Consider the following 25,202-nt stretch of genomic DNA (forward strand, 5'->3'; position numbering starts at 1 on the left):
TTTCCGGATTGATTTTGCTCGTACCGCGAACAAGAAATGAAACCGGCGATACGCTTTCGGTTGCGTGCCAATCCGATCAAAACTATCAAAGACAGCAGCAAAGGTACGGTCGAAAAACAGGGCAAGACCTTTACCAAAACCGTCCGTGTGCCGTTGTTGCATGAAGAGCAACAACAAGCCTGGTTGGAATGTAAGCTTCAGGATTTTGCTCCGTTGGAAACTTTGATCCTCCAACCTGAACCGGTGACGTATTTTCGCAAAGCCAAGGAAGGTCGTAGCGGCAAAATACAAACGGTTTTGTTTGATGGTGTCATCACGGTAACCGATCCGGCCGAATTCGAATCGCAAGTGATGCAAGGCATTGGCCCGGCCAAAGCTTTCGGTTGCGGCTTGTTATCGATTGCCAGAGCGTGAGATCGACTTATGCAAATCATTTTCTGCCAAACCCTGTTCACCGGCCTGGGCCGGGCAAGGCGTTTGGCTGTGGTTTGTTGATGGTGCGGCGGTTATAATTCGGACTTAATTCAGTCTGAATTTATTTCATTGCGAGCAGAACCAAATGAAACTATCCGAAAACATAAAACCCATCAGTTACTTAAAAGCCAACGCCGCTGAGGTGATCGAAAAATTAAAAACCGATCATCAGCCTATGATCATCACCCAAAACGGCGAGGCGGCGATGGTAGTTCAGTCGGTTGCCGATTACGAGCAGACCCAGGAAACCTTGGCCTTGCTGAAAATGTTGGCGCAAAGTCAGCAAGCGCTAGCGGAAGGCAAAACGGTGTCAAGCGCAGAGGCGTTTAGTCGTTTACGCGAACGGCGCGGCTTGGCATGAGTGTCTCGGTAAGGCTGACCGAACCGGCCTTGGCCGATTTGCTGGCTATCAATGATTATTTCCTAGCGGAAGTCAGTGATAAGGTGGCAGCAAAAATCATTGATGCCCTCGAAACAGCCGTCAATAGCCTCGCGGATTTGAACGAGCGTGGAACCGTACCTAAAGAGTTACTGGGTTTGGGCATACGCCAATATCGACAAATCATCGTAAAACCCTATCGCATCATCTATCAACGCATGCCTGAACAAGTGGTCGTCCATGCCATTCTGGATGGGCGGCGCGATATGCAAACGCTATTAACCCAGCGTCTGATCGGAGTTCTCTAGCAGACACAACCAAGAAAATTAAGGACGAACCGCTTCGCTAGAGGTTTGTCAAACGGTGCCCGGCGCATTCCCCGCACCGCGGGGATGAGCCGACGTTCGGGTGGAAGCGATTGTAGTCTGTACGGCGTTCCCCGCACCCGCGGGGAGGAATGACTTACTGCTGTTGCCTTTCATAATATCGATTCGTGACACTGGTGTAAGTGTCGAGGCATGGAATGCGGGGCGTATTCTGTTACAACCGCTATTTCTGATCGGCTTGCCGGCAGGGAAATTGCTAAAATGCCTTGTTCGCCGGCGAAATGGAGGTTCTCTGGTATTCGTTGCCCCAGTTTGTATTGGCTCGGTTCCCCGGGATTAGAAGAGGAGTTTATTTGATGTTGCAGCAACACTTCGCCGAAGTTACCAGGGTCGATGCGCTGGAGATGATGGCCTTAAGCGGCCGCAAGTGCTGCGGATTTGTTGTTGTCATTAAATTGATATGAATAATATTCCACCCAAACGCGGCCTGGGCCGCGGGCTTGAAGCTTTATTAACCGATATGCCGGTTAAATCAGCAACGGATAAACCAAGTATTAAGGCTGATGCCGTTCCGGGGCGAGCCGTCCGCCAAGAAAATAGCCATTTGCTTCAAGAAGCCGAAGTGTTAAAGACCCTGTTGGAGGAACTTGAAAACGCCTTGAGTGACTTCAATCCGGATTAGCCTGTTTATTAGTCTTTAAGTATCGATTTTCCAGCTATGACCATAGCCCAGCAGCTTTTTGGATTTCTGCTTTCGCGGGTATGGCGACTCCAGAGACGTTAAGGGGCAGGCTAATATTAAATGCCCATTTGATCGGGGTTTCGGAAGCGGGTTTGCCAGGCATGGCAAAACACTATTTGCTACTAAAGGCCTCTCGGCAACATTGTACGCAGAGTCAAGATAGGGCAGGAAACATGTCAAATGGCGCGCCCGAGAGGATTCGAACCTCTGGCCTCAGCCTCCGGAGGGCTGCGCTCTATCCAGCTGAGCTACGGGCGCAATGTGATTTGCGGTCAAGCGGTGTAGGCTTTTTACCTTAATCCTGAAAACCTAAGAGGATTTACTTTCAGGATATATAACGGCTACTGGGCCGAATCGGGTAAGCGCGCCATTATAAGATTAAATGCCGTTAAAGTCATCGCCAATCCGGGTTTAAACGGCGGATTTTCCTTTATTGAGTTTTGCCAGCAGTTGTTTTTGCCGATTCAGCCGTTCGGATTTTTCCGCTTCCGCTCTGGCTTGGCGCCGGTTTTTGGCTTGGTGGCGCTGTCTGGATTGATCTGCATTAGCTATGGTCCATTCGGTGTTCGTCGATGCAACCATGCTGATGCAGTTGACGGGGCAGGGCGCGACGCATAATTCGCAGCCGGTACACAATGCGGCGATAACGGTATGCATATGCTTGGACGCACCGAGGATGGCGTCGGTCGGGCAAGGCGGCAGGCATTTGGTGCAGCCTATGCAGGCGGCCTCGTCTATCACGGCTACGTGTAGCGGGTGCTGGACACCGAATGCCGGATTCAAGGGCTTGGCGGGTACTTTTAATAAATCGGCCAGCAACTGGATGCCTTGGTCGCCGCCCGGTGGGCACTGGTCTATGTCCGCTAGACCGTTACTGATGGCTTCCGCATAAGGTCGGCAACCCTGATAGCCGCATTTACGGCATTGGGTTTGCGGTAGTAGCGCGTCGATTTGGTCGGCTAGAGATGCCTCGCTTCGCTCGCTCATTGCCAATTAATTAGTCTCCACAGCTTCGCGTTATTTAACCCGCATGCCCGGCTGCGCGCCTTGGTCCGGCGATAGCACCCAGATGTCTTTGCCGCCGGGGCCTGCCGCCAGCACCATGCCTTCCGAGGTGCCGAAGCGCATTTTGCGCGGCTTTAGATTTGCCACTACCACTGTCAGTTTGCCTTCCAACTCTTCCGGTGCGTACGCTGATTTTATGCCGGCGAAGATGTTGCGGGTTTCACCGCCCAGATCGACGGTCAGTTGCAGCAGTTTTTCCGCACCTTCCACCGATTCGGCTTTGACGATGCGGCCGATACGTAAATCTATTTTGGCGAAATCTTCGATCTCTATCGCTTCGGCAATCGGCTCGGCTATCGCTTTTGCTACTTGCTCGGGATTGTTTTCCACTGCGGCAGCTTGTTTGCCTGGCTTGGCTACAACCGGTGGCGTCTTTTCCAGATTTTCTTTGGAGGCTTCTACAATCGCGGCGATTTTGTCCGGCTCTACGCGGGTCATCAACGGTACGAAGCTGTTGATTTTATGGTCGAGCAGCGGTTGAGCATCGCTCGGCCAGCTTTGCGCCGGGATGTTTAAAAAGCTTTCGGCATTGGTTGCCAGCGTTGGAATGACCGGGCGTAAATATACGACCAGCAGTCGAAACAGGTTGACGCCCATGCTGCATACAGCATGCAGCTCGGCATCTTTGCCTTCTTCTTTGGCGATCAGCCAGGGCTTTTTCTCGTCGATATACTGATTGGCTTTATCGGCCAGCGCCATGATTTCGCGCATCGCTTTACCGAACTCGCGACTTTCGTATAAATCGGCAATCGTGCTGTTGGCGTCGACAAACTGCTGGAATAAGGCCGGTTCGGCGCATTCTGCCGAAAGCAGGCCGTCGAAACGCTTGGCGATGAAGCCGCTGCAACGGCTGGCGATATTAACCACTTTGCCGACCAAGTCGGAATTGACGCGCTGGCTGAAATCGTCGAAGCTCAAGTCGATGTCATCGACGCCGGCGCTGAGTTTTGCGGCGAAGTAATAGCGCAGATATTCCGGATTGAGATGGTCCAGGTAGGTGCGGGCCTTGATGAAGGTGCCGCGCGATTTGGACATTTTCTCGCCGTTGACGGTTAAAAAGCCGTGGGCGAAGATCGCGCTGGGTGTTCTAAAGTCTGCGCCGTGCAGCATGGCCGGCCAGAACAGGGCGTGGAAGTAAATGATGTCCTTGCCGATGAAATGGTACAGCTCGGTGGTGCTGTCTTTTTGCCAAAACTGGTCGAAGTCCAGGCCTTGGCGGTCGCAGAAGTGCTTGAAGCTGGCCATGTAGCCGATGGGCGCATCCAGCCAGACGTAAAAATATTTGCCCGGCGCGTCCGGAATTTCGAAACCAAAATACGGCGCGTCGCGGGAAATATCCCACTGCTGTAGGCCGTTTTCCAGCCATTCGGCCATCTTGTTGCTGACTTCCGGTTGCAAGTGGCCGGCGGTGGTCCAGTCGCGCAGCATCTCGGCGAAATGGCCGAGTTCGAAGAAATAATGCTCTGAATCTTTTTCGATGGGGCGTTCGCCGGAGATGGCTGAAACGGCGTTTTTCAGTTCGGTGGGCGAATAGGTGGCGCCGCAGGCTTCGCAGCTGTCGCCGTATTGGTCGGCCGCGCCGCATTTCGGGCATTCGCCCTTGATGAAACGGTCCGGCAGGAACATGTTTTTCACCGGATCGTAGGCCTGGGTAATGCTGCGTTGGCTGATGTGGCCGCCGGCGCGCAGGCGTTTGTAGATCAGCGCGGAGTATTCTTTGTTTTCGGGCGAATGGGTGCTGTGGTATTGGTCAAACGCGACACCAAACTCCTGGAAATCAGCGCGATGCTGCTTTTCCACATCGGCGATCAGTTGTTCCGGGGTAATGCCTTCCTTGTCGGCTCTAAGCATGATCGGTGTGCCGTGGGTGTCGTCGGCGCAGACGTAGTAGCAATTTTGCCCGCGTTGTTTCTGGAACCGCACCCAGATGTCGGTTTGAATGTATTCGACAAGGTGGCCCAAGTGGATAGGGCCGTTGGCATACGGTAAGGCGCTGGTAACAAGGATTTTTCGGTTAGACATGGGGTTAAAACAGCCTGGGAAAATGAGGGCGGATTATGGCATAAATCGCCAGGGCTTTCATGGTTTGGGCAGCGGTTTGCCGATTGCCGGCGCGTTACCCTGATGCGGGGGCTAGGGATGTTTGGTAATAGGGATCAGTAAGGTACAATCCCAACCAAGCCTCCAGCTTAAGCGCTATACCGTCCGGCATGGCATACTTAAAGTCGGATCGGCCTTAGCCCTTTTTGAATCACTTAAACTTATAAGAAGAGGTAACATCATGAGAAAAACGTTGTTTCTGGCCATCGCGATGCTGGCTTCCGGTACTGCGGCGGCGGCTACTGACCATTATCTGTTGCGCGACGGCAATCATGTACAGCATTTGAAGATTACGACCTTGGGAAAAGACATTAACGCCACGGTGGATGTGGATTTCGAACCCAATCCCGATGAAGCCGGCAAGCACGCTTGTTCCGCAACGGTATCCGATGAGGCTAAAAGTGTTGGTGAAAACGAATTGGTCTTGAAAAAGCACATTGAGGGCGAAGCGCGCTCGTGCTCAGTGAAAATTCATCTGACGCCTAACGGTGCCAAGCTGGAGCAATCGGACGAATGTACTTATTTCGCAGCCGGTATCTGCAGTTTCTCCAGCAATGGTAAGGAACTGGTCAAAATCAAATAAATCCCTGGCGCAATGGCTTTGGCTTATTGCGCCGTATTTTCTCCAACAAACCTGCCTGGGCTGTCCCGCTGTGTTTTGCGGCCATTTGTTATTAACGCTTTTTGTCAGCCGCATTTAGGGCTTTTTGTGCAAAATTGTGTGATATGCCGCACTGTAGAGACATATTGTCGCGCGGCAATCGGCCACATTTTAAACGTTAGGATTCTTTGCTAGATTATCGCCAGCTCATGCGGGTTTGCATGGGCGTTAATCGTTCCCCCGATAATCGAGAAGCCAAGGAGTTTTTATGAAAAAAGCACACATGATGATAATAGCCGCTGCCGTTGCCGCGCTGGGTTTGACTACGGCGTTGAATGTTACTAATGCCAATGAAGCGGCTGGCGAGGATGTCAAAACCGTCGCTTGGTATGTGGCCAACATTAAAGAGGCGCGTACCCAAAACCAAGCTTGTCACGATGATCCGGCTATTCAAGGCAGCGCTAATTGCGCTAATGCCTTGCACGCGCTGGAAATTACCTTCAAAGGTGGCAACTGATACCCGTTGAACCTATTCGGTTCGACAACTTGCCGGCCAAGACTTTACGAAACGATTAATCCAATTCTTACATATCGTCGCTCCCGCGAAGGCGGGAGCCCAGCGGCTATGCCGGATTAGCTGAGAATTCTTTAACGGTTGCGACCTTCTCAGGAATGACGAATCCAGGGAGTTTAAGAGTCGGTTTGATAGAGGGTTTTGAGCGGTTTGGTTTGACTGAGATAATTGTTTTTTGGCGGTCACTGCCGCCTGTTTTGTGACCGGATAATCTCCCCTCGATTGTCTGGATAGCGTTTACCGGCGTGCTTAGTTGACAGCTGTCGTCTAATTAGGCAAGCCGGCAAACGCAATGCAAATTCCCTCTTTCCGAGTACTTTCTTTAGTCGCTGCGGATGAATAGTCGCTAAAGCGCATGATTTTAGCGGTAACTTTTAAGTCCTTCCTTTCTTCATTTCCATAGCACGTGGTCGAGCGGCAAGTGAAGTCTCTGAGCTAGCGTTGGCTGCTACTGAAATAATTCTCAAAACTGAAAATCTGCTAAATTAACCTTTCAATTTGTCAGATAATTCGGCCATTAGACCATGTACAAAGCCAGCCAAAATCAAATTCATATTTCTGCCAACTTGGGCGAATACGCTATTCCGCCGTTAAAAGATATGTTGGTGTTAGGCAAGGAGTCTCCGATTGGCTGCATCGCCATGCGCCGGGCAATCGAACTATTGGTAAAAGCGCCGTTTGAGCATATTGAGTTTGATGACGATGTGATCAGTGATCTTTTGGTAAGACAGAGCTTGCTAAAACGTATCAGCAAGGCTGCGTTAATCGATTTCGTGTTGACTCAGATAAAGCCCTTGATGAGTGCCGATGAAATATTGCATGCGGAGATGGATATTTCCGTTCAGCTAAATACCAAGTTATGAAACAACTGGCGGTTGGCGATTGTTTATGGCCGCACGTTCGTCGGGTTATGGAGGAGGAGCGGCCTTGCAGCGTTGAGCGCAATATCGTTTTTGCCGTTTTTCGGGAAGCGCCGGTGGAAGAGTTTTGCGGTTTGGCCACCGATCACGATATATCAAAACATCCCAATTGGATTTTTGCAGATTTGGTCGAGCATCGGCCTATGCTTAGTGTCGCTCCTAAGCTTGGCGTCCGCAAAGCGCTATGTCTGATGGATGAAAATCAGCTGGGAGCCTTGGCTGTGCTCAACAAAGGTCAATTCGTTGGCGTGGTTACCCGGCAAAGTATTTTGGAAGTTCTGCTGAACCGTGAGCGACTGCTGCTGAAAGAGACTATGCGCCTTAAAATTGCGGCGGAAACCAACCACGAGCAAACGGTGGTTTGGGTTGGGCGTCTGGCCGCATTGAACGACGCTGCGCGCAGCTTGCTGGGGGTGCTGGCCCATACATCAATCGAAACCGAGTTATTGCAGGCCGGCATTGATGCGCTTTGTAATTTGTTGGATGCTCGTTATGGTGCTATTGGGATAGTTGACAACGGCGGCGCGTTGACGGAGTTTATTTATGCCGGTATCAGCGACGAGCAAGCTCAGCAAATAGGTCATTTACCTGAGGGGAGGGGCTTGTTGGGGGTAGTCATTGAGGAAAACGTCTCCTTGAGGCTTGCGGATATGGGCAAGGACCCGCGCAGCGCCGGCTTTCCACCACATCATCCGCAGATGACATCCTTATTGGCGGTGCCTATTTCTCATCAAGGCCGGGTGTATGGGCGTATCTATCTCAGCGATAAATACAGTGGTGAGCTGTTTACCAAGAACGATGAAGAGTTGGCGTTGAGTTTTGCGCATTCGTTGTCGCTGGTAATCGATAATGCCCGTGAAATTGAGGAAGTGAAACGCGCACGGCAACGCCTGGATTATATTGCCCATTTCGATGCGCTTACCGAGTTGCCGAACCGGACTTTGTTAACCGATAGAGCCTTGCAGTTCATTACGCAAGCGCAGCGCAGGCAAGGCATTATCGCGTTTCTATTTCTCGATCTGGATAATTTCAAGGCGATCAACGATACCTTTGGGCATGCCGTGGGTGATGAATTACTCAGAGCTGTTGCCAAGCGAATTTCCGGTTGTTTGAGGGAAGGCGATACGCCCTCCAGGATGGGCGGGGATGAGTTTATTATTATGCTGCCCAATATTGCAGATAGTCTGGATGCCGCCAAAGTGGCCATCAAAATATTACATGCCTTGAACGAGCCTTTACAGGTTCAACAGCATCAAATCTATTCACGGGCCAGTATTGGTATCAGTATTTATCCGGATAATTCGCTTTCGTTCGACGAATTGCTGGCGCAGGCCGACTCTGCTTTGTATCACGCCAAAAAGCTGGGCAAAAATAATTACCAGTTTTTTACCCCGGAAATGAACAGCGCCGCTCAGCATTATCTGAAGCTGGAGCATCATTTGCGCCAGGCTTTGGATTTGGATGAACTGGTATTGCACTATCAGCCGCAGGTGAAAATCGATAGCGGTTGCATCATCGGTATGGAGGCGTTAATACGTTGGCACAATCACGCCATGGGTATCGTCATGCCGGATCAATTTATCGGCTTGGCTGAAGAAACCGGGCTGATCGTGCCAATTGGGGCTTGGGTATTGCGAACTGCATGCAAACAGGCACGGGCCTGGCAGTTGGCCGGTATGCCGACTCGAATTGCGGTCAATTTGTCCGGGCGGCAGTTTCACCGCTTCCAAGATCAGCGCCAGTTGCTGGATGTGGTGTTGGATGTGCTTAAAGAAACCGAGCTTTCGCCGGAGTTGCTGGAGTTGGAGATTACCGAAAGCATCTTGATGCATAAGCTGGATACGACGCTGGACACGCTGAGTCAGATCAAGCAGCTGGGAGTGCGGATTTCGGTGGATGATTTCGGTACCGGTTATTCTTCGCTCAGTTATTTGAAGCGTTTTCCGCTTGATACCTTAAAAATCGATAAATCGTTCGTGAAGGATATTTGCACCGACGCCAACGATAGAGCGATTGTGTCGGCTATTTCGGCCATGGCGGGCCAGTTGAAGCTGGAGCTGGTGGCCGAAGGCGTCGAAGATCAGAGTCAGTTGGATTTTTTGGGCGGACAACAGTGCAATTACGGACAAGGGTATTTTTTCAGTAAACCCGTGCCGGCCGAACAGGCATCTGCCCTGTTGCGGCAGTCCATGTTGCAACAGCAATAAGGCTTGGCTGCGCTCAGTTTCTTGAAGCCTGCTTCGGATCGATAGCTTTAACGTCCATGTCGAAATTCAGCTTGATGCGTTGTGCAACGGTTTTGGCTTCTTTCTTATTCTTAAACGGTCCGGCAACCACTTGAAAGCTACCATCCTTGGCAATTTTACGGGCGGGAATCGGCGGCCCTTGGTGATTGAGCATGGCTGCCAGCTTTTGGGCGTCGGTCTCATTTTCGAAGCTGGCGGCCAGAATGGACCAGTCACTGTCGCTCAATTCGTCGATGACCGGTTGACCGAAGAATTGCTCAGGATGGGCAAGTTGCACCGCATCGGCTGTGAGTTCGGGTAGGTCGGCACTGTTCGGCAAGACCGGGGTGGGGACGCCGTCGGCGCGTTGTAAAATACGCTCGACTTTGCTCCAATCAACCGTTGCCTGTTTTTCGGAGGCTAGCTGTTGCAATTTTTTCCGAATATCTTTTTGTAGCTGTTTTTGCTGTTTTTCCCATTTGTCTAAGGGGCGATGAGCTTCCAGATAAAGCATGTCATCTTGCCAGGTTGCCATGTACGGCTGGTGGACGATGCGAACCGGGGTGCCGACTTCTACTTTGTTGAACAAGACTTCTATATCTTCAGGGTATAGCTGTACGCAACCATGACTGACTTGTAAACCAATCCCGTAAGGCTTGTTGGTGCCGTGGATCAAATAGCCGCTGAAACCCAAGGGCATGGCGTAGCTGCCCAAAGGGTTGTCCGGGCCGGAACGTATCACTTTTGGTAGTGGGTCTCCCAATGCCTGATGTTCGCGGTGGATCGATTCCGGTACCGTCCAGTCCGGATTGGCCTTTTTTGCGACAATTTGGGTTTGTCCTAACGGCGTGTTCCAGCCTTGGCGGCCGATGCCCACCGGATACGTCAGCACGGTATTGGCTTGATTTTTGGGGTAATAGAACATGCGCATATTGGCCAGATTCAACACGATACCTTTGCGTGGGGCGTCGGGGAGCACGAAACGCAAAGGCAGCAACACGGTTTGCTCGGCGGGCAAGGTCCATGGATCGAGATGGGCATTGGCGATGGTAATGTCGTTGTAACCCAAACCGTAATGGCGGCCGATGTCGGACAGCGTATCGTTTTCGCGGCTGCTGATACTGGCTAGCGTACCGACCATGCCTTGGCCGCTGTTCAGGTTAAACTCATGACTGGCAATACTGTCCGGTTTGGAGTTCCAGACGATGTGTTCCGGCTGGTTGTCGGAAAACAACGGTATGCTTTGACAGCCGCTAAGCAGGGCGCTGACTACTGCCACAACGAAGACTAGCGGTATCGGTGAAACAGTACGGTTTTGAATGACTGCTGACATGTTTATGATAGGCGCAGATAGTGATGGAGCGGATGGTTGAAGGTAAGCGATCCAAATTAAAATCAGATGAAGGCGGCATTAAGTCTTAATTAAGAATTAACTATTAAGGCTAATTGTTAAGTCGTTACGATAAAGCATTATTCTGCAAGAGAAAACTATTTTTTAACAATGGGGCGGATTTAATGGCGTCCTTTTAAGGTGTTATCATATTCACACTATTTTGCTTGGTTATTATTTCCCCTTACTTCGGAGTTCCGCATGGCGAGCATTGACAAAACGGCTGTCGAAAATTTACTTAAACACTTTATCGATCCGAATGTGGAAACCGACTTGGTTTCGGCAAAATCCGTTAAGAAAATCAGTGTGGACGGCAGTGATGTCAGCGTGGTTATCGAGTTGGGTTACCCCGCTAAAAGTTATCTTGAAGCACTGAAGGGGGCGGTAACACAGCGTCTGCAAACTTTGCCGGACGTCGGCAAACTGGATGTGTCGGTCAGTTTCAATATCGTTTCGCATTCGGTGCAAAAGGCGCTGAAGCCCTTGCCGAATGTGAAAAACATCATCGCAGTGGCCTCCGGCAAGGGCGGGGTCGGCAAGTCCACCACTTCGGTGAATCTTGCTCTGGCCTTGGCGGCCGAAGGCGCTAATGTCGGTATTCTGGATGCCGATATTTACGGCCCCAGCATTCCGACCATGCTGGGCTTGTCCGGTAAGCCCGACAGTCCTGATGGCAAAAGTATGTTGCCGAAAATCTCGTTCGGCGTGCAGACCATTTCGATCGGTTATCTGATCGATCCGGATCAGCCGATGATCTGGCGTGGACCCATGGTTACCGGTGCTTTGCAACAATTACTGAATCAAACCCAGTGGCAGGATGTGGATTATCTGATCATCGATCTGCCGCCCGGTACCGGCGACATTCAGCTGACATTGGCTCAACAAATACCAGTGAGTGGTGCGGTGATCGTCACGACGCCACAGGATATTGCCCTGATTGATGCGCAACGCGGCTTGGGGATGTTCGAAAAAGTCAACGTGCCTATATTGGGGTTAGTGGAAAATATGAGTGTGCATATTTGCAGCAATTGCGGGCATGAAGAAGCGATTTTCGGCCAAGGCGGCGGCGTAGCGATGGCAATCAAGAATAAGCTGGATTTGTTGGGCTCTTTACCGCTGGATATTCACATCCGCGAGTATGCCGATAGCGGCAGGCCTACAGTGGTGGCCGATCCGGATGGTCGGCCGGCGCAAATCTACAAAGCGATTGCCCGCAAAATGGCCGCCAAGTTGGCGATGCGCGCGCGGGATTACAGCGGCCGGTTTCCGAATATTGTTATCCAGAATACTTGATGGTGTTTCAGTGATAGAGATGGTGCCGAAAAATTGAACACTTGGTTAAGTGAAAAACCCTGCTACTTTTGAACGTCCGCAAGGACAAAGCAATGGAGCAGAAGATGTCCAAAAAACCGAGAAGAAAACATTCACCGGCCTTCAAAGCCAAAGTTGCGCTGGCAGCACTGGCTGGCGATAAAACCCTGGCCCAATTGACCCAGGAGTTCGAGGTCCATCAAAATCAGATTGTCGATTGGAAGAAGCAGCTGAGCGAGCGGGCTGCCGAAGTGTTTGGGAAACCCGCGGAGTCCGAATCGCCCACCGTCGATTTGCAAGCCCTGCATGCGAAAATCGGCCAACTGACATTGGAGAATGATTTTTTAGGGAGCGCGCTCACCAAGGCGGGATTGCTGAGCGCAAAGCGATGATCGACCGTCAATCCAAGTTGCCGCTTGGTCGGCAGGCCAAGCTACTGGGCATCAGTCGCGGCAGTGTGTACTACCTGCCCAAGCCGGTTTCGGAGCCCGAGTTGGACATCATGCGCAGACTCGACGAACTGCACCTGAAACACCCGTTCATGGGCGCTCGCCAGTTACGGGATCAGCTCAATCTGCAAGGCATCCCCATTGGCCGCAAACGGGTGAAAACCTTGATGATGAAAATGAGCATTGAGGCGGTGTACTGCAAGCCCAATACCAGCAAGAAGACGCCGGGACATGAAATCTATCCTTACTTGCTGCGCGGCATGACCATCAACCGTGCCAATCAGGTCTGGGCGCTGGATACGACCTACATCCCGCTGGACAAAGGCTTCGCTTATTTGACGGCGGTCGTCGACTGGGCCACTCGCAAAGTCCTGGCCGCCAAGGTCGCGATTACCCTGGAAGCCTGTCATGCGGTGGACGTGTTGGAACAGGCTTTCAAACGCTACGGCAGACCGGATATCGTCAACACCGACCAAGGCAGCCAGTTTACCGCCAAGGCGTTTGTTGATGCGGTGAAAGGCCAGGGCTGCCAGCTGAGTATGGACGGTCGCGGCGCCTGGCGGGATAATGTCTTCGTCGAACGGCTATGGCGATCGGTCAAATACGAGTGGGTTTACCTGCATGCCTACGATTCCGTCGGCCAAGCCCGCGCTTCAATCCTGGAGTATTTCGAGTGGTACAACCACGAACGACCGCATTCCCGATTGAAACGAAAAACGCCGCATCAGGCGTATAACAGGCTGGTGAAAAACCCGCCGATATTTCCCCTTACCCACGATGTAAGTGATTTTTTCGAGTTGAAATCGGTCATGACATCGAGTTTCAAGCGTTTTGCCCCGGTTTCAAGGGCTTTTTATTCGCCTGAAGCCGTCTGTGGACGGTTTTCAGGCGAACTTCGCCCTAGGTGGGCGCACTCCACGCCGGTTTCGGCGTGAACACCAATAGGTTGAGCATGCGCGTCAGGTTGTAGGCGGCAAAGCAAAACAAGGCCTGACCCGCGACTTTGGCTAAGCCGATGTGACGGGTTTTGCGCAGGCCGCCGACCGTTTTGACCCAGCCAAAGGCTTCTTCGACGATTTTGCGGCGCTTGAGACTTTGGGCGTAACCTTTGCCGCGAGCGGTCCGGCCATCGACGACACTGCCGGTCTTTTTGCGGGCCACATGGGCTTTGATGTCACGGGACTCGAGTCCGTTGACGAACGCCGCTTGGTCGTAGCCTTTGTCGGCACCGACGCTGCCGCCTTTGGGCACGCGGCGTTTGATCATGTTTTGCGCGGCTTCGATTTCGGCGGTGCCGGTGGCTTGAGTGGTTTCGACATCGACAATCAGGCCGTTGCGATTCTCGGACAAGGCATGGGTGATGTAACGCAGTTTGGCCTCGGTGTATTCGCCTTTCTTGTAAAGCCGGGCTTCGGGATCGGTCGTACTGTGGTGGGTGGCGTTGCTGCGCTTTTCGCCGCTGAAGTCGACCTCGGGATTGCGGCCGGCGGGTTTGTCCGGGCCGCTGCCGTCTTTTTTAACGAAGCTTTTATGCGAGGCCCAGGCTTCAATGAGGCTACCGTCGACGCTGAAGTGTTCGTCGGACACCAGATTTTGCCATTCGGCTATGGCCAGTACCCGCTCAAAAAATTCGCGACTCAGGGCTTCGGACAGCAGGCGTTCGCGGTTGGCACTGAACACTGTGCGTTCCCACACGGCGTCGTCGATGCCCAGACCGACAAACCAGCGAAACAACAGGTTGTAGTCCAGTTGTTCCATCAACTGACGCTCGCTACGGACCGTATACAGGACTTGTAACAGCAAGGCGCGCAGCAGTTTTTCAGGGGCAATCGAGGGACGGCCAGTGTGCGAGTAACGCGCGGCAAAGACGGCATCCATCGAGGCCAGTACGCCATCGACCAACAGCCGTAAACGACGCAACGGATGCTGTTTGGGAATCCGGTCTTCCAGACTGACATAACTGAACCAACTGTTTTGGATGGCATCGTGTCCACGCATGGGGGGTTCCAATTTAAATAGCCTATTTTACCCATTGGCGCCGGTTAGTTGTCTTGGATTGCTTAGGTTTCCGAGTTTTTCACCAGCCTGATAACGATGGGTTGCCAACCCTCAAGTTGGTCGCCTAAACCACGGCAGGGATTTCACTTTAAATTCCGGATTTGCTGTTCAAACAGATGGGGCCACTTCTATCGCCGCATGACTTTTTACATTGAGGCGACAACTAGTTTGAAATTTTCCGCAGCCGATGCATCGCCTACTTCGTTACATGACTGCATTACCCCAATGTGTAGACGCGCTGAATCAATCTTGCCCCATGTTGCAGGTCAGTTTCTGGATGGCGCTGGTAAGTGGAACGATGAAATTATCTATTACACCTTAGAAGCGGCAATCAATGAAATCAAAGACATCAGGGAAGTGATTAATAGTTATTACGAGGCACCTCGTAAAAGTGATAAGCCGAAACCGGCGGTAAATCCTCCCTCCGATATTGATCAGGAATTATATTTAGCCGCTAAAGCTGAGGTAGAGAAAATCTTAGCGGAACGGGAAGCCAAGCCTAAAAAGAAGAAATCAAAACCAATCTAACCAAAAGCCAGAGCCGGCCAAGTGCCGGCTTTTTTGTGCCTGAAGCTATTCAGCAAAAAACATCTTTAGTGCGATATGAGAGCTCTGCGAACTGAAATAGTGTGTTGTGCTATTTTAGTTTTTGCGTAAAATCTAAAATATCAAGTGAGGTTGTTTTAGTTTCAGGGAAAAGCCAAGGCGATGAAAAATTTTAAAGCGGGTCAAATCGTCCAGCAAACACATTATAAAAGTTTCCAGCCGAGCACCATCAATCGTGCTTGGGTACTGGATAACATGGAGTTGATTCAACTACTGGGGCAGGCGGATCGGGAATTAGGCCGGTTGGATATGTATTCTGACTACATCCCTAATATTGATTTATTCATTCGCATGCACGTATTGAAGGAATCCACTCAATCCAGCAAGATCGAAGGCACGCAGACCAATATGGAGGAAGCGTTGCTCGAACAGGAAGATGTTGCATTGGATAAACGGGATGACTGGGAAGAAGTGCAAAATTATGTGGCAGCGATGAATGAGGCGATTGCGAATTTGCAGACGCTACCTTTTTCAGCTCGCTTAATCCGTGAGACTCATAAAACCCTAATGCAGAGCGTGCGCGGCAAGCATAAGCAACCGGGCGAGTTTCGGCTCAGCCAGAATTGGATAGGTGGGGCAACGCTTAATGACGCAGTGTTCGTGCCGCCAGTACATACGTCTATCAGTGAGTTAATCGGCGATATTGAGCTGTTTGTGCATAACGATGTTCAGTATTTTCCCGAATTGCTTAAAATTGCCTTGGTGCATTACCAGTTCGAAACCATTCACCCTTTTTTGGACGGCAATGGCCGCGTAGGAAGGTTGTTGATTACACTGTATCTTGTGAGCAAGGGGATATTGAAGAAGCCGGTGTTGTATCTGTCGGATTTTTTCGAACGCAATCGCTCGCTTTATTACGACAATCTAATGCGGGTAAGAGAAAAAAACGACTTGCTGCAATGGTTCAAATTTTTTCTGGTTGGTGTTATCGAAACTGCGCAAAACAGCATTACCACTTTTGACAATATTCTGAAGCTACAAAAGATTGTAGATAGCCAAGTACAGACCTTGGGCAGCAGGGCTGCCAATGCACAAAAAATCATTAATTATTTGTACCAGCGTCCGATGATTGATGCTTCCAAGGTAGGTGATGTGGCAGAAATATCCGCTGCGTCAGCATACAAACTGATTGCTGATTTGGAGCAGTTTGGCATTTTGAAAGAAATCACCGGCGGCAAACGCGGCAAAATGTATCTGTTTGATGATTACTTGCAGTTGTTCAGATAGCGCAGGTTTAACCGGAAAAAGGGTAAAGAGAAGAAATTCCGAACTAATGCCCCCTGTTTTGTCCCCTGTTTTTGGCTTTAAGTCCTACAGGCCTTGATAATAAAGGCTACAAGTATTGTTATCCAGAATACCTGAGCTTGATGGCAGACGACTTGGCTAGTCGCGAAGTCGTCTGGTCTCAGACCAATACTAAATTATCGCGATGGATAAGTTCGTCTTCGTCGGCGTAGCCCAGCAAAGTTTCGAATTCGCTGCTGGGTTTGCCGGCGATTTTATTGGCGTCGTCCGCGCCGTAATTGATTAAGCCGCGGGCGATTTCATTGCCTTGCAAATCCAGGCAAGAGACTAGGTCTCCACGTTTAAACGAACCTTGTACGCTTTTAACGCCGACTGCGAGCAGGCTTTTGCCGGCATCTTTCAGGATTTTTACCGCGCCATCGTCCAGTACCACACTGCCTCTTAGTTGCAATTGCCCGGCCAGCCATTGTTTGCGAGCCACTAGCGGGGCAATATTCGGTATTAAATAAGTGCCTAAGTCATTGCCGTCGAATACCGCGTGGATGACGTTGTCAATTTTGCCGGATACAATCACTGTTGCTGCACCGGAGCGCGCAGCCAGCCTGGCGGCGCGGACTTTGGTGTACATGCCGCCACGTCCAAGGCCGCTGATGCTGCCACCTGCCACTTCATCAAGTAACGGTTCGTTGACGCGAATCTCGGATATCAACTTGGCATTAGGGTTTAGGCTGGGATTGGCGTCGAATAAACCGGTTTGATCGGTAAGAATGATCAACAAATCGGCTTCTACCAAATTGGCAACCAACGCGCCCAAGGTATCGTTGTCGCCGAAGCGGATTTCTTCGGTAGCGACGGCATCGTTCTCATTGATGACCGGTACGACACCGAAATCGAGCAGCGTGAGTAAAGTACTGCGGGCGTTCAGGTAACGCTGGCGGTCGGAGAGATCGTCATGGGTCAACAGTACTTGCGCGGCTAGCAGGCCGTGCACTTGAAATTCGTCTTCAAAGCGTCTGACCAAGCCCATTTGCCCTACTGAGGCGGCGGCTTGCAGTTCATGTAAAGTTTTCGGGCGGGCTTTTAGCTTTAAGCGGGACATGCCTTCTGCGACGGAGCCGGACGATACCAGTACCACGTCGACGCCTTGGCGTTTGAGGGCGGCCATTTGCGCGACCCAGCCGGCGATGGCCTGTTTATTGAGGCCGCGCCCGCCGTCGGTTAGCAGCGAGCTGCCGATTTTGACGACAACGCGCTGAGCTTGCGAAAACTCAGAACGGCTCATGGCGCGGCTCCTGTGCTTGCTGATTCTGCTCGGCCTTTTGTTGGTCGAGAAAGTCCATGATGGCGTACATCAGTGCCTGAGTGCCTTGATTTTTTAAAGCGGAAATCAGGAATACCGGGCCGGTCCAATCGAGTTCTTCGACGATGGCTTGGCAATGTTGCTCGACTTCGTCGTCAGGTACATTGTCGATCTTATTTAATACCAGCCAGCGTGGCTTACTGGATAGATCTTCGCTCCATTTTTCCACTTCGTGGATGATTTTACGCGCAGCGCTGACGGGTGTTTCGTCGCTTTCGTAGGGGGCGATGTCGACGATGTGCAACAACAAGCCGGTTCTGGATAGATGTTTTAAAAACTGCAAGCCAAGGCCTGCACCTTCTGCAGCGCCTTCGATGACGCCGGGGATATCGGCAATGACGAAGCTGCGTAAATCATCGACACGCACGACGCCCAGGTTGGGGTGTAAGGTTGTGAATGGGTAGTCCGCGACTTTGGGGCGTGCGGAAGAGACGGTGCGAATCAGGCTGGATTTGCCGGCATTGGGCATGCCGAGCAAGCCAACATCGGCGATGACCATTAATTCCAGGCGCAACATCCGGTGCTCGCCTGCAGAGCCTTTGCTGGTTTGTTGGGGCGCGCGATTGACGCTGCTTTTGAAGCGCGTGTTGCCGAGGCCGTGGAATCCGCCTTTGGCGACTAATAGTTGCTGACCGGGTTTGGTTAGATCGCCGATTTTTTCGCCAGTGTCGGCTTCGTAAACGATGGTGCCGGGTGGGACCGGGACGAAGCAGTCGTCGCCTTTCTTGCCGGTGCAATCGCGGCTGCCGCCGTTTTGTCCGCGTTGGGCTCGGTGTATTGAGTGGTAGCGAAAATCCACCAGGGTGTTGACGTTTTCGGTGGCTACCAGATAAACACTGCCGCCGTCGCCGCCGTCGCCGCCGTCCGGGCCGCCCAGGGGAATATACTTTTCACGGCGAAATGAGGCTTTGCCATTGCCGCCGTCGCCTGCTTCTACGCGGATTTCCGCTTCGTCAACAAATCTCATAATCTACCGGTATAAACAAAAAAGCCCCGCTGAAAACGAGGCTTTTATTTTTAGTTGTGCCAATCAGCACAGCCAAAGAAATTTACGCTGCTGCAATGCTGACGTATTTGCGGTTTTTAGGGCCTTTTTCTTCAAAAACCACTTTGCCATCGATTGTTGCAAACAAGGTGTGGTCTTTGCCGATGCCTACGTTGGTGCCAGGGTGGAACTGGGTGCCGCGTTGACGAACCAGAATGTTGCCGGCTTTAACCACTTGACCGCCGAAACGTTTGACACCGAGGCGCTGAGCCTGAGAGTCGCGGCCGTTACGAGTACTACCGCCTGCCTTCTTATGAGCCATTTCTTATCCTCGTTATATTAAGCAGAAATGCCAGTAATCTGGATTTCTGTGTAGTATTGACGATGCCCCATTTGTTTCATGTGGTGCTTACGTCTTCTGAATTTAATGATTCTGACTTTTTTGTGTCTGCCCTGGGAAACCACGGTCGCAGTCACTTTGCCGCCTTCGACAAATGGCTGACCTACTTTTACGGAGTCGCCGGATTGGACCATCAGTACTTTGTCGAACTCTACGCTGTCGCCTGCGCCCAACTCAAGTTTTTCTATTTTTAAGGTAGTACCCTCTGCGACCCGATACTGTTTACCACCTGTTTGAATTACCGCATACATCAGCGTAAGCTCCATCAAGCATAATCTGTTAATAGTGAACAGAGGATTATATTTTTTATTTAAGTCACAGTCAATCTAAAATTCCAGGGGAAGCCTGCTGTCTAACAGGTCTATGCGGGGAGTACTATTGACACTAATCAGTATTCTTCATAGCATGACCGGTTATTCACGTTATACGCTAACGAGCGACAAGTTCACAACATCACATGATAGCTAAAGTTTCAACGCCAGCGTCAGTCACTATAGACTTCGATTCCATCAAAAATTTAACCAGTGCGGAGACTCAAGCCGTCGACCGGTTGATTTTAGAGGAACTGAGTTCCGATGTTGTGCTGATCAATCAAATTGGGCATTACATAATCGGTAATGGCGGAAAAAGATTACGACCGATGCTGTTGCTGTTGGCGGCAAAAGCCTTGGGCAAGGTTGATGACCATCATCTGATTTTGGCAGCAGTGATCGAATTCATCCATACCGCGACGTTGTTGCACGACGATGTTGTCGACGAATCGGCTCTGCGGCGCGGCAAGGAGTCGGCGAATGCGGTGTGGGGCAACGCGGCTAGCGTGCTCGTAGGTGATTACTTGTACTCCAGTGCCTTCGAAATGATGGTCCGCACCGATAACATGCGGGTGATGGCCATTATGTCCAAAACTACCACCGCGATTGCGGAGGGTGAGGTGTTGCAATTGTTGAATTGCAATAACCCGGAGACCAGTGAGGCTCGATATTTAGAAGTCATTGCCCGTAAAACCGCCATTTTGTTCAGTACGGCCACGCGCTTGGCGGCAGTCGTGTCAGCGACAGACTCGGCTACGGAAGAAGCGTTGGCGGTTTATGGTCAGCAATTGGGCGTGGCGTTTCAGTTGATAGACGATGCGTTGGATTACAAAGCCAATAGCGAAGAACTGGGTAAAAACTTGGGTGACGATCTGGCTGAAGGTAAGCCCACCTTGCCGTTGATCTATGCCATTCAGCATGGGAACGAGCAGCAGGCTAAAATTGTGGTCGATGCGATCCGGCAAGGTTCGCGTGAGGCGTTTAACGATGTCTATGAAGTAGTTAAGGCCACCAACGCCATAGAATACACAGAGCAATGTGCGGACAGGGCCGCTGCGAAGGCGATTGCTGCACTACAATGCCTGCCTGATTCCGATTACAAACAGGCTCTTGAAGAGTTAGCGCGCTTCTCGGTGCAGCGCAGTCACTGAGCGTTTACAGCTTATCCGGCATCGCAGTTAGTTGCTGGATGGACGATAGTAGCGGCGAATACAGTTTTTCGATTTTATCGAGCAACTGTTGGAAAAACTCGCCTACTTCGCCCGATTCTTGATCAGCATGAGCTACAAACAGTCGTTGTTCCAGTGTGCTGATCGGATCGCTATCGATTAGCTCGTCCAATATCTCCAGTATCTCCGATTCTGCCAGGGTGGCGTTGAATTCTGCTTTTTTTAAGCCGGCTAATTGGCGGTTTAATGTCTCGATGTTTGTTTTTAGGTTTAGCGCCAGTCTGTTTGTGTCTGCAAGCAAACTCAAATCGCTGGTCAAAAATACTAACTGATTTACTGAGTCCTCTATGTCGTTCAGCAGGCGTTTGCTTTGCTTTTTTTGGGATGCCATGTTTTCTCCTGTTTTTTAGTGCGTTGATTGCTTTGGCGGCATATGCTCTGGTTTGGCTGTGAATGCTTATGATAGCAAGAGCGCCGGGAGGGATTGATGGGCTTTAAAACCCATTGTTTTATAAGCTTTTTGCGCCTTGGGAGCTTGGCGCTGCGCTTGCAATTGGCTCGATTATCATTTAACTTAGCAAGTCACCTGAAAGGCTAGGGGTGCTTTCCGCTGTATGCAAGCCCGGAAAGCTGAGAAAAACCCTTCGAACCTGAACCGGTTAACACCGGCGTAGGAAAGCCCTATCTTCCCTGCGCTTGCGATTTATTGATAGTTTGGAGATAAGCATGAGCGCTGTCCGCAATGAAATTACTACCGATACCGGTAGTAGTGTAAGAATTGATTCCTACCCCGCTTCCGAGAAAATTTATATCCAGGGCAGCCGCGCGGATATTCAAGTGCCGATGCGTAAAATCAGTATGTCGGATACTCCGGCGCACTTCGGTGCGGAAAAAAATCCACCGATTTATGTTTACGACACCTCCGGGGTTTACACTGATCCGAATGTGGATGTGAATTTACATAAAGGCTTGGGTTCGATTCGTGGTAACTGGATTGCGGAGCGCGGCGACACAGAATTATTGAGCGGTCCGACCTCAAAGTATGGTCACGAGCGCTTACACGACCCGAAAACCGCGCACTTACGTTTCGAATTGACCCGTAATCCACGTCGTGCCAAATCCGGCCACAATGTCTCGCAAATGCACTATGCCCGTAAAGGCATCATTACTCCTGAGATGGAATACATCGCCATCCGCGAAAACCAAAATCTTGAAGCAATGCGCGACCGTTACCAAGGTCAGCACCCCGGTTTTTCCTACGGCGCTAATATCCAGTCCTTCATCACACCGGAATTTGTTCGCTCCGAAGTTGCCCGTGGTCGCGCTATCATCCCCGCCAACATCAACCATCCCGAATTGGAGCCAATGATTATCGGCCGCAACTTTCTGGTCAAGATTAACGGTAACCTAGGTAACTCTGCCGTGACGTCTTCTATCGAAGAAGAGGTCGAGAAAATGCTGTGGGGCATCCGCTGGGGCGCTGATACCATCATGGATTTATCCACCGGCAAAAACATCCACGAAACCCGCGAATGGATACTGCGCAATTCGCCGGTACCTATCGGCACGGTGCCGATTTACCAAGCCCTGGAAAAAGTCGATGGTAAAGCCGAGGAACTGACTTGGGACATCTTCCGCGATACGCTGATTGAACAAGCCGAGCAGGGCGTGGATTACTTCACCATCCACGCCGGCGTGCGTCTGCATCATGTGCCGTTGACCGCCAAGCGTCTCACCGGCATTGTTTCGCGTGGCGGCTCCATCATGGCCAAATGGTGTCTAGCTCACCATACCGAAAGTTTCCTTTACACCAACTTTGAGGAAATCTGCGAAATCATGAAGGCTTACGATGTGTCGTTCTCCTTGGGCGATGGTTTGCGTCCCGGCTCGATTTACGACGCCAACGACGAAGCGCAGTTCGGCGAACTGGAAACCCTGGGAGAATTGACTCAAATCGCCTGGAAACACGACGTACAAACCATGATCGAAGGCCCCGGTCACGTGCCGTTGCAAATGATCAAGGTCAACATGGACAAGCAATTGGAAGATTGCTACGAAGCGCCGTTCTACACCTTGGGCCCATTGACCACCGATATAGCCCCCGGTTACGACCATATTACTTCGGCGATTGGTGCTGCCAACATTGGCTGGTATGGCTGTGCGATGCTGTGCTACGTGACTCAGAAAGAACACTTGGGTCTGCCCAATAAGCAGGATGTGCGCGAAGGTATTGTGACCTACAAAATCGCCGCGCATGCCGCCGATCTGGCCAAAGGCCACCCCGGCGCGCAGATCCGCGATAACGCCATGTCCAAGGCGCGCTTCGAATTCCGCTGGGAAGACCAGTTCAACTTGGCGCTCGATCCCGAAAAAGCCCGCTCTTTCCATGATGAAACTTTGCCGAAGGATTCTGCAAAAGTCGCGCATTTTTGCTCGATGTGTGGTCCGCATTTCTGCTCGATGAAAATCACCCAGGACGTGCGCAATTACGCCGAGCAAAAAGGTCTGGAAGAAGCCGAGGCCTTGAAAATTGGTATGGAAGAAAAGTCCAAGCAGTTCCTGGAAGAAGGTGCTGCGATTTATCACGAAATCTGATTCTTGTCCCCTTCGTCGGCGGTGCTGTTCTTGGCACCGCCGGCCGTTCCAAATGATCGCCAGCTTAAAAACAGCGCTTGGCGGCATGCCAATATAACCATGTTAAAGTCTTGGGCATGGCTTGATGAGTTTGGATAAAATCCTTACTTCATCTATAGTTGCAGCACTTAGTTGCAGTAAAACCAATCCAGACTTTTTTTCATGGCGACAGCACCCACTAACATCCATTTCAGCGGCTTGGTCAAATGCCTGATTCAAAAAGGTTTGTTGACCGAGGAATCGGCGGCGACCTGTTTGCAGGAGGCGCAGAAGCGTAAACAAGCGTTTATCAGCTATTTGGTGGAACATAAGTATGCGGACAGCAAAACCGTGGCTACGCTGGCTTCGGCGGAGTTTGGTGTGCCGTTTTTCGATCTGGATGCCATAGATCCTTCATTCTTGCCGATCAAACTAGTCAGCGAGAAATTGATTCGCCAGCATCATGCCTTACCTTTATTCAAGCGCGGCAACCGCTTGTTTGTCGCCACCGCAGATCCGACCAATTTTCAGGCGCTGGACGAGATCAAGTTTCATACCCGGCACAACACCGAAAATATTCTGGTTGAAGAAGACAAGCTGATCCGCATGATAGACACGGCGCTGGAGGCTGCCGATACGTCGATGAAGGATCTGTTGGACGACGATCTGGACAATATCGATATTTCCGCAGGCGACGACAGCAAACCGGCCGACGAAGCAATAGGCTCGGATATTGATGACGCGCCTATCGTCCGTTTTGTAAATAAAATCCTGCTGGACTCGATCAAACGCGGGGTGTCGGACATACACCTGGAGCCTTTCGAGAAGAAATTCCGTATCCGTTTTCGGGCCGACGGTATTTTATCGGAGGTGGCCAGTCCGCCGGTGGGCATTGCCAACCGGATTATTTCCCGGCTGAAAGTCATGTCGAAAATGGACATTGCCGAACGGCGGGTACCGCAGGACGGCCGGATCAAAATGCAGATTTCCAAGAACCGGGCCATCGATTTTCGGGTAAACACCTGCCCGACGTTGTTCGGTGAAAAAGTGGTAATGCGGATTCTCGATCCGACCAGTGCGCAAATTGGTATCGAAAAACTCGGTTTCGAACCGGACCAGCAGAAAAATTTTCTGGAGGCGATCCACAAGCCTTACGGTATGGTGCTGGTCACCGGGCCGACCGGTAGCGGTAAAACCGTGTCGTTGTATACCGGGCTGAATATTCTGAACAGCATCGAAACCAATATTTCCACCGCCGAAGATCCGGTCGAGATCACCGTGGAAGGCATCAACCAAGTCAATGTCAATCCCAAGGCCGGCCTGACCTTTGCCGAAGCGCTACGGGCGTTTTTGCGGCAAGACCCGGACATCATCATGGTTGGCGAGATTCGCGACCTGGAAACCGCCAGTATCGCGGTCAAGGCGGCGCAAACCGGTCACATGGTGTTGTCTACCTTGCATACCAATGATGCGCCGCAAACCATCAACCGGTTGGTGCAAATGGGCATAGAACCGTTCAATATTGTTTCGGCGGTGATTTTGATCATGGCACAACGGCTGGCGCGGCGCTTATGCGAGCATTGCAAGCAAGAAGTTGATTATCCGGAAAGCACCTTGCTGTCGGCCGGGTTTAAGCAGGAGGAAATCGGTACGTTTAAAGTCTACGGTCCAGTGGGTTGTGAACATTGCAATAACGGTTACAAGGGCAGGGTAGGGATCTACCAGGTAATGCCTATCACCGAAAAAATGCGTGCGCTGATTTTGAACGGCGGTAATTCCATGCAAATGGCGGAATTGTCGAAAAGTGAAGGGATCAACGATTTAAGAATGTCGGGGCTGTTAAAAATTAAGCAAGGCGTCACCTCGCTGCAAGAAATTGACCGGGTCACCAAGGAATAA

The 25,202-nt window shown here is 51.2% G+C and carries 23 protein-coding genes, 1 tRNA gene, 1 pseudogene and 1 riboswitch; of the genes and pseudogenes, 15 read left to right on the forward strand and 10 right to left on the reverse strand.

Annotated features, from left to right (window positions below; all coding sequences use genetic code 11):
• Positions 1 to 36 precede the first annotated feature (36 nt).
• The 4 genes from cas6e to JWZ98_RS02055 all read left to right on the forward strand — a co-directional run bounded on the left by cas6e (position 37) and on the right by JWZ98_RS02055 (position 1,861).
• Positions 37 to 414 carry a type I-E CRISPR-associated protein Cas6/Cse3/CasE gene (gene cas6e / locus JWZ98_RS02040; protein WP_240348180.1) on the forward strand — a complete coding sequence of 126 codons (378 nt, stop codon included), beginning with the start codon at positions 37 to 39 and terminating at the stop codon, positions 412 to 414.
• 145 nt (positions 415 to 559) lie between these two features.
• Complete coding sequence (locus tag JWZ98_RS02045) at positions 560 to 835, forward strand: type II toxin-antitoxin system Phd/YefM family antitoxin (RefSeq protein ID WP_205452902.1); 276 nt, start codon at positions 560 to 562, stop codon at positions 833 to 835.
• Positions 832 to 1,161, forward strand: coding sequence for a type II toxin-antitoxin system RelE/ParE family toxin (locus JWZ98_RS02050; RefSeq protein ID WP_205452904.1), 330 nt, complete (start codon positions 832 to 834; stop codon positions 1,159 to 1,161). Before JWZ98_RS02045 ends, JWZ98_RS02050 begins: the two co-directional genes overlap by 4 nt.
• A gap of 478 nt (positions 1,162 to 1,639) precedes the next feature.
• Positions 1,640 to 1,861, forward strand: coding sequence for a hypothetical protein (locus tag JWZ98_RS02055; RefSeq protein WP_205452906.1), 222 nt, complete (start codon positions 1,640 to 1,642; stop codon positions 1,859 to 1,861).
• A gap of 241 nt (positions 1,862 to 2,102) precedes the next feature.
• Here the strand turns inward: JWZ98_RS02055 and JWZ98_RS02060 are convergent.
• The 3 genes from JWZ98_RS02060 to metG all read right to left on the reverse strand — a co-directional run bounded on the left by JWZ98_RS02060 (position 2,103) and on the right by metG (position 5,008).
• Positions 2,103 to 2,179: transfer RNA gene (locus JWZ98_RS02060), tRNA-Arg, on the reverse strand.
• Between the two features lie 153 nt (positions 2,180 to 2,332).
• The gene (locus JWZ98_RS02065) at positions 2,333 to 2,908 is read right to left on the reverse strand and encodes an RnfABCDGE type electron transport complex subunit B (RefSeq protein WP_205452910.1); all 576 of its coding nucleotides are present in this window, start codon (positions 2,906 to 2,908) and stop codon (positions 2,333 to 2,335) included.
• A 30-nt stretch (positions 2,909 to 2,938) separates the two neighbouring features.
• Positions 2,939 to 5,008 (reverse strand): methionine--tRNA ligase, encoded by a 2,070-nt coding sequence (metG, locus tag JWZ98_RS02070; protein WP_205452912.1) that lies wholly within the window; start codon positions 5,006 to 5,008, stop codon positions 2,939 to 2,941.
• A gap of 259 nt (positions 5,009 to 5,267) precedes the next feature.
• Between metG and JWZ98_RS02075 the strand changes: the two genes are divergently transcribed.
• From JWZ98_RS02075 to JWZ98_RS02090, 4 genes are all read left to right on the forward strand, one after another.
• Positions 5,268 to 5,669: a hypothetical protein gene (locus tag JWZ98_RS02075; protein WP_033155831.1), complete on the forward strand. Its 402-nt coding sequence runs from the start codon at positions 5,268 to 5,270 to the stop codon at positions 5,667 to 5,669.
• Positions 5,670 to 5,955: 286 nt separating this feature from the next.
• Positions 5,956 to 6,204 carry a hypothetical protein gene (locus JWZ98_RS02080; RefSeq protein ID WP_033155832.1) on the forward strand — a complete coding sequence of 83 codons (249 nt, stop codon included), beginning with the start codon at positions 5,956 to 5,958 and terminating at the stop codon, positions 6,202 to 6,204.
• A 581-nt stretch (positions 6,205 to 6,785) separates the two neighbouring features.
• The gene (locus tag JWZ98_RS02085; protein ID WP_033155833.1) at positions 6,786 to 7,124 is read left to right on the forward strand and encodes a hypothetical protein; all 339 of its coding nucleotides are present in this window, start codon (positions 6,786 to 6,788) and stop codon (positions 7,122 to 7,124) included.
• Positions 7,121 to 9,388 carry an EAL domain-containing protein gene (locus JWZ98_RS02090; protein WP_205452913.1) on the forward strand — a complete coding sequence of 756 codons (2,268 nt, stop codon included), beginning with the start codon at positions 7,121 to 7,123 and terminating at the stop codon, positions 9,386 to 9,388. Before JWZ98_RS02085 ends, JWZ98_RS02090 begins: the two co-directional genes overlap by 4 nt.
• Positions 9,389 to 9,401: 13 nt before the next feature.
• Here JWZ98_RS02090 and JWZ98_RS02095 read toward each other — a convergent pair whose 3' ends face one another.
• Positions 9,402 to 10,739 carry a L,D-transpeptidase family protein gene (locus tag JWZ98_RS02095; RefSeq protein WP_205452920.1) on the reverse strand — a complete coding sequence of 446 codons (1,338 nt, stop codon included), beginning with the start codon at positions 10,737 to 10,739 and terminating at the stop codon, positions 9,402 to 9,404.
• Between the two features lie 258 nt (positions 10,740 to 10,997).
• Between JWZ98_RS02095 and apbC the strand changes: the two genes are divergently transcribed.
• The gene (apbC, locus tag JWZ98_RS02100) at positions 10,998 to 12,089 is read left to right on the forward strand and encodes an iron-sulfur cluster carrier protein ApbC (RefSeq protein ID WP_205452921.1); all 1,092 of its coding nucleotides are present in this window, start codon (positions 10,998 to 11,000) and stop codon (positions 12,087 to 12,089) included.
• 104 nt (positions 12,090 to 12,193) lie between these two features.
• Positions 12,194 to 13,290 (forward strand): annotated as a pseudogene (locus JWZ98_RS02105) (IS3 family transposase); the annotation flags it as partial.
• 166 nt (positions 13,291 to 13,456) lie between these two features.
• On the opposite strand, the gene JWZ98_RS02110 reads toward JWZ98_RS02105, so the two are convergent.
• Complete coding sequence (locus JWZ98_RS02110; RefSeq protein WP_205452922.1) at positions 13,457 to 14,554, reverse strand: IS5 family transposase; 1,098 nt, start codon at positions 14,552 to 14,554, stop codon at positions 13,457 to 13,459.
• Positions 14,555 to 14,752: 198 nt separating this feature from the next.
• On the opposite strand from JWZ98_RS02110, the gene JWZ98_RS02115 reads away from it, so the two are divergent.
• Both JWZ98_RS02115 and JWZ98_RS02120 read left to right on the forward strand, forming a co-directional pair.
• Complete coding sequence (locus JWZ98_RS02115; RefSeq protein ID WP_205452923.1) at positions 14,753 to 15,142, forward strand: hypothetical protein; 390 nt, start codon at positions 14,753 to 14,755, stop codon at positions 15,140 to 15,142.
• 180 nt (positions 15,143 to 15,322) lie between these two features.
• Positions 15,323 to 16,447, forward strand: coding sequence for a Fic family protein (locus JWZ98_RS02120; protein WP_205452924.1), 1,125 nt, complete (start codon positions 15,323 to 15,325; stop codon positions 16,445 to 16,447).
• A gap of 178 nt (positions 16,448 to 16,625) precedes the next feature.
• Here JWZ98_RS02120 and proB read toward each other — a convergent pair whose 3' ends face one another.
• From proB to rplU, 4 genes are all read right to left on the reverse strand, one after another.
• On the reverse strand, positions 16,626 to 17,747 hold the full coding sequence (gene proB / locus JWZ98_RS02125) for a glutamate 5-kinase (protein WP_205452925.1): 1,122 nt from the start codon (positions 17,745 to 17,747) through the stop codon (positions 16,626 to 16,628).
• Complete coding sequence (gene cgtA / locus JWZ98_RS02130) at positions 17,734 to 18,792, reverse strand: Obg family GTPase CgtA (RefSeq protein WP_205452927.1); 1,059 nt, start codon at positions 18,790 to 18,792, stop codon at positions 17,734 to 17,736. The genes proB and cgtA overlap by 14 nt, the downstream gene beginning before the upstream one ends.
• 82 nt (positions 18,793 to 18,874) lie before the next feature.
• Positions 18,875 to 19,132, reverse strand: coding sequence for a 50S ribosomal protein L27 (rpmA, locus tag JWZ98_RS02135; RefSeq protein WP_205452929.1), 258 nt, complete (start codon positions 19,130 to 19,132; stop codon positions 18,875 to 18,877).
• A 17-nt stretch (positions 19,133 to 19,149) separates the two neighbouring features.
• Positions 19,150 to 19,461, reverse strand: a complete 312-nt coding sequence (gene rplU / locus JWZ98_RS02140; protein WP_033156113.1) for a 50S ribosomal protein L21 — start codon at positions 19,459 to 19,461, stop codon at positions 19,150 to 19,152.
• Between the two features lie 206 nt (positions 19,462 to 19,667).
• Here rplU and JWZ98_RS02145 point away from each other — a divergent pair, with 206 nt between their 5' ends.
• On the forward strand, positions 19,668 to 20,672 hold the full coding sequence (locus JWZ98_RS02145; protein WP_051669748.1) for a polyprenyl synthetase family protein: 1,005 nt from the start codon (positions 19,668 to 19,670) through the stop codon (positions 20,670 to 20,672).
• A gap of 4 nt (positions 20,673 to 20,676) precedes the next feature.
• Here JWZ98_RS02145 and JWZ98_RS02150 read toward each other — a convergent pair whose 3' ends face one another.
• On the reverse strand, positions 20,677 to 21,081 hold the full coding sequence (locus tag JWZ98_RS02150) for a hypothetical protein (protein WP_205452931.1): 405 nt from the start codon (positions 21,079 to 21,081) through the stop codon (positions 20,677 to 20,679).
• A gap of 195 nt (positions 21,082 to 21,276) precedes the next feature.
• Positions 21,277 to 21,384, forward strand: a riboswitch (TPP riboswitch).
• Positions 21,385 to 21,416: 32 nt separating this feature from the next.
• Between JWZ98_RS02150 and thiC the strand changes: the two genes are divergently transcribed.
• Together thiC and pilB are read left to right on the forward strand one after the other, a co-directional pair.
• Entirely contained in the window at positions 21,417 to 23,285 is a 1,869-nt protein-coding gene (thiC, locus tag JWZ98_RS02155; protein WP_205452933.1) for a phosphomethylpyrimidine synthase ThiC, read from the forward strand.
• 201 nt (positions 23,286 to 23,486) lie between these two features.
• Positions 23,487 to 25,202, forward strand: coding sequence for a type IV-A pilus assembly ATPase PilB (pilB, locus tag JWZ98_RS02160; protein ID WP_171696693.1), 1,716 nt, complete (start codon positions 23,487 to 23,489; stop codon positions 25,200 to 25,202).

The organism is Methylomonas sp. EFPC1, from assembly GCF_016925515.1.
In the GTDB taxonomy this organism is placed as follows: Bacteria; Pseudomonadota; Gammaproteobacteria; order Methylococcales; family Methylomonadaceae; genus Methylomonas; species Methylomonas defluvii.